Raw genomic sequence first — 7,107 nt, 5'->3', positions numbered from 1 at the left:
GCGGTGGTCGCTGGGGTCGAGCAGCGCGCGGCGCAGCGCCGAGCGTTCGGCGCGCTCATAGTCCCGGGCGAGGCTGGCGCGGGCGTAGATGTTGTTCTGCAGGCGCACCAGGACGGCGCGGTCGCTCACCGGCGCCATCAGCCGGTCGAGCCGGTCGGCGACGTTGGGGGTCAGGCCCGCGTGCAGGGCGCGCCGCGTCAGTTCGGACGGCAGCACCACCCGGCCCTCCGAGAACGGATCGAGCGCCAGCGGCCCCTCGTCGGTCTCGATCCTCAGCAGGAAGTGCCCCGGGAAGTCGACGCCTTGCAGGGTCAGGCGGCATCTGCGGGCGGCGTGCAGGTAGAAGACCCCCAGCGCCACGGCCAGGCCCTTGCGCCGCTCGGTCACCGCGATGATGTCGGCGTTCTCCGGATCCTCGTAGGTGAAGAGGTCGCCGCCAAGGCGCAGGTCACCGGCCATGGTCTCGGCCAGCGCCTCCTCGGCGCTCTCCTGCTTCAGCCGCTGGGCGAGCCGTTCGACGCCGGCCGCGCCGAGGTCGCGCGCGGCCTGCGGGTCGCGGCTGGGATCCTCGTGGATGGCGCACGCGATCGCGGCTTCCAGCAACGGGAAGTCTCCGTCGGCCGCGCCGCCGGCGTCCAGCAGGATGGTTTCAGCCTCATCGCGGCTCATGGTGCCTTAATTCGTCCCTCAACGGCCCTTCCAGGCGTCGGGAATATGCCTAGGAAGCTTGCCCGGCGCGAGGGCTATGAGATCGAGGCGAACCGACGCACCCGCCAGGCTCGGCCGACCGGCGGCCAGCGCCGCGCCGGCGCGCCGCAGCCGCTCGCGCTGGTCGAGCGTCACCGTCTCGAGCGCGATCAGCAGGTTGGTCCGCTGCTTGACCTCGACCACGGCCAGCACCTTGCCGCGCAGGGCCAGCAGGTCGATCTCCGCCTGCGGGGTGCGCAGGCGAAAGCCCAGGATGCGGTAGCCCTTGGCCATCAGCCAGAGCGCGGCCCAAACCTCGGCGCGCCGGCCCGACAGTCTGGACGCGGCGCCGCGCGCCTGCCGCACGCTGCTCATCGGCCCGCCCTCATCGCCATCGCCCGCTGGTAGACCTCGCGCCGCGAGAGGCCCAGCGCCCTGGCCACCTCAGCCGCCGCCTCGGCGGGCCGCAGCCGCTCCAGCGCGTCGGCGAGCGCGGTGTCGACGTCGGTGGCGCTGGCCTCGACCGCGTGGCCGGGTCCGACCAGGATGACCAGCTCGCCCTTCGGCGCCGTAAAGCGGGGGTCGGCGGCCAGGTCGGGCAGCGGCCCGCGCACGATGGTCTCGTAGAGTTTCGTCAGTTCACGGCAGACCACAGCCTCGCGTGCGCCCAGCACGGCGGCCATGTCGGCCAGGCTGGCCGCCAGCCGCGAGCCGCCCTCGAAGAACACCAGCGTCGCGCGGATCGGCGCCAGTTCCTCCAGGAAGCTGCGCCGCGCGGCGCTCTTCGGCGGCGGAAAGCCCGCGAACAGGAAGCGGTCGGTGGGCAGGCCCGCAGCCGACAGCCCGGCCAGCAGGGCCGAGGCGCCGGGGATCGGGAAGACGGGGAACCCCTCGGCCGCCGCTTCGCGAACGATGCGGTAGCCGGGGTCGGACACCAGCGGCGTCCCGGCGTCGGAGATCAGCGCCACCCGCTTGCCCTCGGCCAGAGCGGCGAGCGCGCGGGGCCGCGTGCGTTCGGCGCCGTGCTCGTCGTAGCGCTCCAGTTTCGCCGATAGTCCGTAGGCGGAGAGAAGCTTGCCGGCGACACGCGTGTCCTCCGCCAGCACCAGGTCGGCGGCGGCCAGCACGTCCAGCGCCCGCAGCGTGATGTCGCGCAGGTTGCCGATCGGCGTCGCCACCACATACAGCCCCGGCGCCAGCGGCGCATCGTCCAGGGCGGGGGGCGGAGGGCGTCGGGCCATGGCGGAGGGTTCGCCGGAGAGTCGTCAGAACGCAAGCGCCTTCCCCCGGTACGGGGGAAATGTCGCCAATGGCGAAGCCGGGCGACAATGGGGGAAGTGTCTTCTGCCGTTCGACTTCCCCATCGACCCTCCAGCCTGCGGCTGTCGGGCCACTTCCCCCGTACCGGGGGAAGACGCTAGGTCGCCAGCTCACTCGTCAGGCGGTCCAGCACCAGCCGCCCGGCCGGTGTCGCGCGCAGGCGCAGCGGGTCGTCCGCCAGCAGCCCCAATCCCACCAGGTCGGCGATCTTACCGGGTGGGATCTCCAACGCCGCGACCTCCGCCAACGGCACGCCCTCGACGATCCGCAGGCCGCTCAGCAGGCGCTCCTGCGCGGCCTCGCGCGGGTCGAGGATCTCGCGGGTGGCGAAGCCGAGGCCGATCTCGGCGACGCGGGCGATGTAGTCGGCGGGCCTCGCCGCCGCATAGGTCGCCTCGCGCACCCCGCCGATGGTGATCCGTCCGTGCGCGCCGGGGCCCGCGCCCACATAGTCCTGGCCCTGCCAGTAGATCAGGTTGTGGCGTGAGCGCGCCGCGGCGCCGCGGGCGTGGTTGGAGACCTCGTAGGCCTCGAACCCCGCGGCCTCCAGCACCGCCTGAGTGGTGTCGAAGAGTTCGGCGCCGGTCTCCGCGCCCGGCGGAGTGAACTGGCCGCGGCGCACGGCGCGGTCGAAGGCGGTGCCGGCCTCGATGGTCAGCTGGTAGGGCGAGACGTGCTCGGCGCCCAGGTCGAGGGCGCGGCCGAGCTCCTGCGCCCAGCTCGCCGGCGTCTGCCCGGGGCGGGCGTAGATCAGGTCGATCGACAGCCTCGGGAAGGCCCGTGTCGCCGCCTCGGCGGCGCGGACCGCGGTGGCGGCGTCATGGTTGCGGCCGAGGAACCTCAGCTGCGCGTCGTCCAGCGACTGCAGGCCCAGCGACAGCCGGTTCACGCCGGCGGCGGCAAAGGCGTCGAACCGCGCGGCCTCGGCGTCGGTGGGATTGGCCTCCAGCGTCACCTCCAGGTCCGGCGCGGGCGTCCAGAGCCGCCGCGCCGCCGCCACCATCTCCGCCGCCCAGGCCGGGTCCATCAGCGAGGGCGTCCCGCCGCCCAGGAAGATGGAGACCAGTTCCCGCGGGCCGGTCAGCGCGGCCTGCGCCGCCAGGTCGGCGACGATGGCGCGGGCGAGCGCGGCGGGCTCCTCGCCCTTGCGGTCCTTGAACACGTTGAAGTCGCAATAGGGGCAGATGCGCGCGCAATAGGGCCAGTGGATGTAGACCCCCAGCTTCGCCAGAGTGGTCACAAGAGCGCGGCCTTCAGCTTGGCGAAGGCCCGCGCGCGATGGCTCATGGCGTCCTTCGCGGCGGGGTCCATCTCGCCGAAGGTCTGCCCGCCGCCCTCGGGAATGAAGATCGGATCGTAGCCGAAGCCCCGGTCGCCGCGCGGGGGGAAGGTCAGCCTCCCGTCCACCCGGCCCTCGACGACGACGGCCGGGCCGCCCGGCCAGGCGACCGCGAGTGCGCAGGTGAACCAGGCGGCGAGGTCGCCGGCCCCGCCCTCCTCCTCGATCCGCTCCTCGACCTTGGCCATGGCGACGGTGAAGTCGCGGCCGGGCCCGGCCCAGCGCGCCGAATGGATGCCGGGCGCCCCGTCCAGCGCCGCGACCGACAGTCCGGAGTCGTCGGCGAGCGCCACCAGGCCGCTGGCCTCGGCCGCCGCCCGCGCTTTCAAGAGCGCGTTGCCGGCGAAGCTGGTTTCCGTCTCGTCCGGCTCGGCCAGGCCGAGCTCGCCGGCGGTCACCAGAGGGAAGCGGTTCTCCAGGATCTCGGCCAGCTCGCGGGCCTTGCCGGGATTGTGGGTCGCCACCACCAGCCGGGTTCCAGGCTCCAGCTTCAACGCCATGGACTTAACCCCTTCTTCATCGGGGAGGGACCATAGCGCCGGCCCGCTCTGTTGCATTGCGAAAGTTTAATATCGTTACTCGATATTAATTTGATCGCTAATCGATGCGGGAATATTGACTGTCGACATCGGGACGGAACACCGCCCCAAAAATCCGCTGCACTGCAGCAAATCGAACGAAAGGATACGACGATGATTTCGACGATGATGAAAGCCTTCGACCGCGCCTCCCTGGGCATCTTCATGGCGCTCGCCCTGACGCCGATGCTGGCAGTCGCCGCCGCCGCCGCGATCCACTAGGCTTTAAGCCTTGCGGTTCGTCCGACCCGCTCCCGCTGCCGCCATCCCCAAAGGCGCAGCCCGAGCGGGTTTTGGCGTCGCGAGCGGCCGGGGAGGACATTGGATGCGCGCGCTTGGACCGGGATCGGTCTCCAGCTTCCTGAAGATCATCCTCGACGTGGTCTTCGCCGCCCTGTGGATCGGCCTGGGCGCGGTGGGGCTAGCGGTGCTCGCCGCCCTCCTGTTCAGCTTCAATCCCGACATCTTCCCCGGCGTGATGAGCGCCGACGTCGCCCAGGTCGCGAGCCGCGGGCCGCTGTTCGCCCTGGCCTTGCTGGCCTTCGGCATCTTCGTTGGCGGCGTATTGGTGATCGTCGACGCCTTGCGGCGGATCTTCATGACGCTGACGGCCGGCGATCCATTCCATCCGCGCAATGTCCAGCGCCTTCGCCTGATCGGCGTGATGCTGGGCGCGTTGGAAATCTGGCGGTACGTGATCTGGTGGCTCGGCCCGATGCTTCCGTCCATGAAGCGGGAGGACGCCGACTTCAACCTGACGGCCTGGTTCTCCGTCTTCGTCGTCTTCGTCCTGGCCGAGGTGTTCCGCGAGGGCGCGCGGCTTCGGCGCGAAGCCGAGCTGACGATCTGAGGGACGCCTGAGCCGCATGCCGATCCGGGTCCACCTCGACCGTGTCCTGCTCGAACGGCGCATGTCGCTGACCGAGCTCGCCGACCGCGTCGGCGTCACCATCGCCAACCTCTCGATCCTGAAGACCGGCAAAGCCCGCGCCGTGCGCTTCTCCACCCTGGCGGCGCTGTGCCGCGAGCTGGACTGCCAGCCCGGCGACCTGCTGCTCTACGAACCCGGCCCCGCCGACGAGCTCCCGGACGACGACAGCGACGAGTGACGGTCATTAAGGACCCTTCTCCCGCAGGGGGAGAAGGACGACGTAGACATCTCTCTTTCGCGCTGCGGTGCAACTAATCAGCGTCACAGTGGGAAGCCCTGCAATCTCAAAGCTTCGCTCATATATGCGCCGCACAATGCTGCGTTGCACAAAAGGAGTGTCACTCATGATCGCTGCGTTTGGACGCTTCCTCGACGCCCTGTTCGCGCCGCTCGCCCGCGAGCTGGAGCGGATGCCCGCGTCGGCCTTCCGCCACCTGCTGGCCGGCCTCTAACGAAGACCGACTTTAGCAAGATTGGGCGCGGCCGGCCGGGCTCCTACCCGCCGGTCGCCGCCTTCTGCAGGGCGATCAGTTCGCCGATGCCCTTTCGCGCCAGGGCGAACAGGGCCTCGAACTCCGCTTCCGAGAAGCCGCGCTTCTCGCCGGTGGCCTGGATCTCCACGATGTCGCCGTGACCGGTCAGGACAAAGTTGGCGTCCGCCTCGGCGTTGGAATCCTCTTCGTATTCGAGATCGAGCACTGGGGTTCCGTTGAACACCCCGCAGCTGATCGCCGCCACCTGGTCGAGGATCGGGTCGCTGGTGATCAGGCCTTCGTCCAGCATGTATTTCGTGGCCAGCCGCAACGCCACCCAGGCGCCGGTCACCGAGGCCGTGCGGGTGCCGCCGTCGGCCTGGATCACGTCGCAGTCGACGGAGATCTGCCGCTCGCCCAGCGCCTTCAGGTCCACGACGGCGCGCAGGCTGCGTCCGATCAGCCGCTGGATCTCCTGGGTGCGCCCCGACTGCTTGCCCTGCGCCGCCTCGCGGCGGCCCCGCGTATGGGTCGCGCGCGGCAGCATGCCGTACTCGGCGGTGACCCAGCCCTGGCCCTTGCCGCGCAGGAAGCCCGGCACCCCCTCTTCCAGGCTCGCGGTCACCAGCACCTTCGTATGACCAAACGAGATCAGGCACGATCCCTCCGCGTAGCGGTTGACGCCGGTCTCCAGGGTCACGGACCGCAGCGTGTCGGCGAGGCGTTCGGACGGACGCATGGCGGGAACTCCTGAAGATGTCGGGCGGCTTGCGCCGACTGAGGCGGCGCTTATCCTAGATCGACGAGGTCCAGTCCATGGACGCCAGCAAGACGCATCGCCTGACGAACTAAGTGAGCAGCCCCCTCTTCGCCCGCGGCCCTTCCCTGGCCGAGCTCGACGAACGCGCGCGCGATATCTTCCGGCGCATCGTGGAGAGCTATCTGGAGACCGGCGAGCCCGTGGGGTCGCGCACCCTCTCCAAAGGCGGCCTGCCGCTGTCGCCGGCCTCGATCCGCAACACCATGCAGGACCTGACGCAGCTCGGCCTGCTGGGCGCGCCGCACGTCAGCGCCGGCCGCCTGCCCACCCACGCGGGCCTGCGCCTGTTCGTCGACGGCCTGCTGGAAGTGGGCGACGTCGGCGAGGAGGAGCGGCGCTCCATCGAGGCTAGGCTGCACGCCCACGGGCGCAACTTCGAGGACGCGCTCAACGAGGCCAGCGCCATCCTCTCCGGCCTGGCGGGCGGGGCGGGCGTGGTGGTCACCCCGAACCGCGACGCGGGCGTCAAGCATGTGGAGTTCGTCTCGCTGGGCGTCGAGCGGACGCTGGCGATCATGGTCTTCGCCGACGGCACGGTGGAGAACCGGCTGATCCGCCCGCCGGCCGGGGTCACCCCCTCGGCGCTCACCGAGGCCTCCAACTTCCTCAACGCGCGCCTGCGCGGCCGCACGCTGAGCGAGGCCAAGGTCGACCTGCGCGCCGACCTCGACCAGGCCCGGCGCGAACTCGACGCCACCGCCGCGCGGCTGGTGGAGGACGGGCTGGCGGCCTGGGGCGGCGGCGAGGCGGAGGACCGCGCGTTGATCGTCCGCGGCCGGGCCAATCTTCTGGAGGAGGCCGGCGCCGCAGAGGACCTCGAGCGGGTCCGCTCGCTGTTCGAAGACCTGGAGCAGAAGGAGCAGCTGATCCAGCTGCTGGACGGGGTGCGCGAGGGCGCCGGCGTGCGCATCTTCATCGGCGCGGAAACCCGGCTGTTCTCGCTTTCGGGTTCCGCTGTC

9 protein-coding genes are annotated in these 7,107 nt (G+C 70.9%); 3 read left to right on the top strand and 6 right to left on the bottom strand.

Going from position 1 to position 7,107, the window contains the following annotated elements; translation table 11 throughout:
* The 5 genes from JWP28_RS15970 to rdgB all read right to left on the bottom strand — a co-directional run.
* The coding region (locus JWP28_RS15970; RefSeq protein ID WP_299544440.1) for a transglutaminase family protein at positions 1–669 on the bottom strand (669 nt) is incomplete at its 3' end.
* 18 nt (positions 670–687) lie between these two features.
* On the bottom strand, positions 688–1,062 hold the full coding sequence (locus JWP28_RS15965; RefSeq protein ID WP_299544439.1) for a YraN family protein: 375 nt from the start codon (positions 1,060–1,062) through the stop codon (positions 688–690).
* Positions 1,059–1,928 (bottom strand): 16S rRNA (cytidine(1402)-2'-O)-methyltransferase, encoded by an 870-nt coding sequence (gene rsmI / locus JWP28_RS15960; protein ID WP_299544437.1) that lies wholly within the window; start codon positions 1,926–1,928, stop codon positions 1,059–1,061. Before rsmI ends, JWP28_RS15965 begins: the two co-directional genes overlap by 4 nt.
* A 176-nt stretch (positions 1,929–2,104) precedes the next feature.
* Entirely contained in the window at positions 2,105–3,247 is a 1,143-nt protein-coding gene (gene hemW, locus JWP28_RS15955; protein WP_299544436.1) for a radical SAM family heme chaperone HemW, read from the bottom strand.
* Entirely contained in the window at positions 3,244–3,846 is a 603-nt protein-coding gene (gene rdgB / locus JWP28_RS15950; RefSeq protein ID WP_299544434.1) for an RdgB/HAM1 family non-canonical purine NTP pyrophosphatase, read from the bottom strand. The genes hemW and rdgB overlap by 4 nt, the downstream gene beginning before the upstream one ends.
* Positions 3,847–4,249: 403 nt before the next feature.
* Between rdgB and JWP28_RS15945 the strand changes: the two genes are divergently transcribed.
* Together JWP28_RS15945 and JWP28_RS15940 are read left to right on the top strand one after the other, a co-directional pair.
* Positions 4,250–4,774, top strand: coding sequence for a DUF2975 domain-containing protein (locus JWP28_RS15945; RefSeq protein ID WP_299544433.1), 525 nt, complete (start codon positions 4,250–4,252; stop codon positions 4,772–4,774).
* Between the two features lie 16 nt (positions 4,775–4,790).
* Positions 4,791–5,033 carry a helix-turn-helix transcriptional regulator gene (locus JWP28_RS15940; protein WP_299544432.1) on the top strand — a complete coding sequence of 81 codons (243 nt, stop codon included), beginning with the start codon at positions 4,791–4,793 and terminating at the stop codon, positions 5,031–5,033.
* Between the two features lie 317 nt (positions 5,034–5,350).
* On the opposite strand, the gene rph is transcribed toward JWP28_RS15940, so the two are convergent.
* Positions 5,351–6,067 carry a ribonuclease PH gene (gene rph / locus JWP28_RS15935; protein ID WP_299544430.1) on the bottom strand — a complete coding sequence of 239 codons (717 nt, stop codon included), beginning with the start codon at positions 6,065–6,067 and terminating at the stop codon, positions 5,351–5,353.
* Between the two features lie 113 nt (positions 6,068–6,180).
* Here rph and hrcA point away from each other — a divergent pair.
* Positions 6,181–7,107, top strand: a 927-nt coding sequence (gene hrcA, locus JWP28_RS15930; protein WP_299544429.1) for a heat-inducible transcriptional repressor HrcA, incomplete at its 3' end; no start/stop codon positions are given.

It is taken from the genome of Phenylobacterium sp., assembly GCF_028290885.1.
GTDB lineage: Bacteria > Pseudomonadota > Alphaproteobacteria > Caulobacterales > Caulobacteraceae > Phenylobacterium.
Note: the sequence above shows the minus strand (reverse complement) of the source record. Positions and strands in the feature narration are given on the sequence as shown.